The organism is Variovorax sp. P4_D9, assembly GCF_056401695.1.
This window is the reverse complement of the sequence record NZ_JBFUIU010001123.1, coordinates 1-2,338: the sequence shown is the minus strand read 5'-3', so window position 1 is coordinate 2,338 and position 2,338 is coordinate 1. Positions and strand designations below refer to the sequence as shown.

Here is a 2,338-nt window from a genome sequence, read left to right as displayed (position 1 = left end):
CGTCAGCGCCGCTTGCAGCAGCGCTGAACCCGTGTCTGTCGCTCCATGTCGCGGGCCCTCGGCTTCGTCGCTGGCAGGTTGGCTCACGGCTTCACCGCGCGCGACTCCCGCCCGCCCCGCTCGCGCGGGCATCTGACGCATGACCTCGGACATCGACATCTCGCTCAACACTTGCTCTCGTTTGGTCCTTCGCCGTTTGACTTCTGGCCTCTGACTTCTCGCTCCGGCTCAACGCCGTCGCCCTTTCAGGCGCAAGGCGAGATCTCCCCAGGTAAGAACGCACTCCTTCACTGCACAACCGCCGGATCTACGCCGCCTCGCCTTGATCACGAAAGCTTCGCGGTTCATGGCCCGCTCGCCCTGCTCGGCACCGCCTTCTATCCGGTTCTTGTCCATCGGCTCGCAGCTTCGCTCCGCGCTTCCTCCCCACACTCGGTCGCCCTGATGCAGTTGCGCTTCGCTTCGTTCGCTGTGATCAACTTACGGGAGGACTTGCACCTCCGGGAGTGCGCCCATGCTGGGCGCACCATGAAAAAGCCCGCCGGGGCGGGCTTGACGGTCCGGCCTGAGCGGCTATAYCCGTCCCATCAGCAGCAGTACGATCACGACCAGCAGCACTAGACCCAGGCCGCCGCTGGGCCCGTAGCCCCAGCCGCGGCTGTAGCCCCAGCTCGGCAGCGCGCCCACCAGCAGCAGGATCAGGACGATCAGCAGAATCAACGAGAGCGACATGGACTTCTCCTAGGGCGGGGTTTATGGAAGCTTCATGTTCTCCCCCTCGCCAAGGATCGATCGCGGGCAGGGGCCCCCTCCCGCGGTCAGGACTCTCCTACCGTTCGTGTCAGAGCCGGGCCAGTCGCTCGATCGCCGTACGCAGGGTTTCGTCCTTCTTGGCGAAGCAGAAGCGCACCACGCGCTGGTCGAAGCCGTCGCCGTAGAAGGCCGACAGCGGGATCGCGGCGACGCCGATCTCGCGCGTCAGCCATTGGCAGAAATCGGACTCGCCGAGCGCGCTGACCTCGCTGATGTCGACGCACTGGAAGTAGGTGCCGGCGCTGGGCAGCAGCTTGAACTGCGTCTTCGCGAGCCCCTCGGCGAACAGGTCGCGCTTGCGCTGGTAGAAGGCCGGCAGTTCGAGGTAGGGCGCCGGATCGGCCATGTAGCGGGCCAGCGCATGCTGCATCGGCGTGTTGACCGTGAAGACGTTGAACTGGTGCACCTTGCGGAACTCGGCGCTGAGCGCAGCCGGCGCCGCCACGTAGCCGACCTTCCAGCCGGTCACGTGGTAGGTCTTGCCGAAGCTGCTGACGATGAAGCTGCGCGCTGCCAGGCCCGGAAAGCGGGCCGCGCTCTCGTGGCGGGCGCCGGTGTAGACCATGTGCTCGTAGACCTCGTCGCTGATCACCAGCACATCGGTCGGCGCCAGCAGCGCCTCGAGCTGCCGCATCTCGCCTTCGGTCCAGACCGTGGCGCTCGGATTGTGCGGCGTGTTGACGATGATCGCGCGCGTGCGCGGTGACAGCGCGGCCGCGATCATCGCGAAGTCGGGCCGGAAGGTCCCCGGCGTGAGCGGTACCCGAACCACGGTGCCGCCGGCCAGGTCGATGTTCGGCACGTAGCTGTCGTAGCAGGGCTCCAGCACGATGACCTCGTCGCCGGGGCGCACCACCGCGAGGATCGCCGTGATGATCGCTTGGGTGGCGCCGGCGGTCACGGTGATCTCGCTCTGCGGGTCGTAGCGGTGGCCGTACAGGGTCTCGATCTTGGCCGCGATCGCCTCGCGCAGCGGCAGGATGCCGGGCATCGGCGGGTACTGGTTGTGGCCCGCCGCCATCGCATCGGTCACGGCCTGCAGCAGTTGCGGGTCGCAGTTGAAATCGGGGAAGCCCTGGCCCAGGTTCACTGCATTCTTCTCGGCGGCGAGCGCCGACATCACGGTGAAGATCGTGGTGCCCACGGCGGGCAGCTTGGTTTGCAGGGCGGGGGTGCGGACGGTCGCTCGGCTCACAGTTCGTAGTCCTGTTGATGACCGCTCAAGGCCTTGGCGATCAGGTTGCGATCGAGCCGGTCGGAGAGCAGCTCGGCGAATTTGAAGACGAAGTTGCGCAGGTAGGCGCTGCGCTTGAAGGCCACGCGGGCGATGTTGACTCCGAAGATGTGGCCCATCGGCCGCACCACCAGGTCGGCGTTGGAGTCGTCGCGCACCGCCATTTCGGCCACGATGCCGACGCCGAGGCCGAGCCGCACGTAGGTCTTGATGACGTCCGAGTCGATCGCCTCGAGCGCGATGCGCGGCGTCAGCTTCTTTTGCGCGAAGGCATGGTCGATGCGCGTGCGT

At 66.6% G+C, this 2,338-nt stretch carries 3 protein-coding genes; all 3 read right to left on the bottom strand.

The features are described from left to right. Window positions 1–573: 573 nt before the first annotated feature. Window positions 574–732, bottom strand: a complete 159-nt coding sequence (locus AC1DY5_RS51835) for a DUF3309 family protein (RefSeq protein ID WP_478122046.1) — start codon at window positions 730–732, stop codon at window positions 574–576. A gap of 109 nt (window positions 733–841) precedes the next feature. Further along, entirely contained in the window at window positions 842–2,008 is a 1,167-nt protein-coding gene (locus AC1DY5_RS51830) for a pyridoxal phosphate-dependent aminotransferase (protein WP_478122045.1), read from the bottom strand. Further along, the coding region (locus AC1DY5_RS51825) for a LysR substrate-binding domain-containing protein (RefSeq protein ID WP_478122044.1) at window positions 2,005–2,338 on the bottom strand (334 nt) is incomplete at its 5' end. The genes AC1DY5_RS51830 and AC1DY5_RS51825, both read right to left, overlap by 4 nt.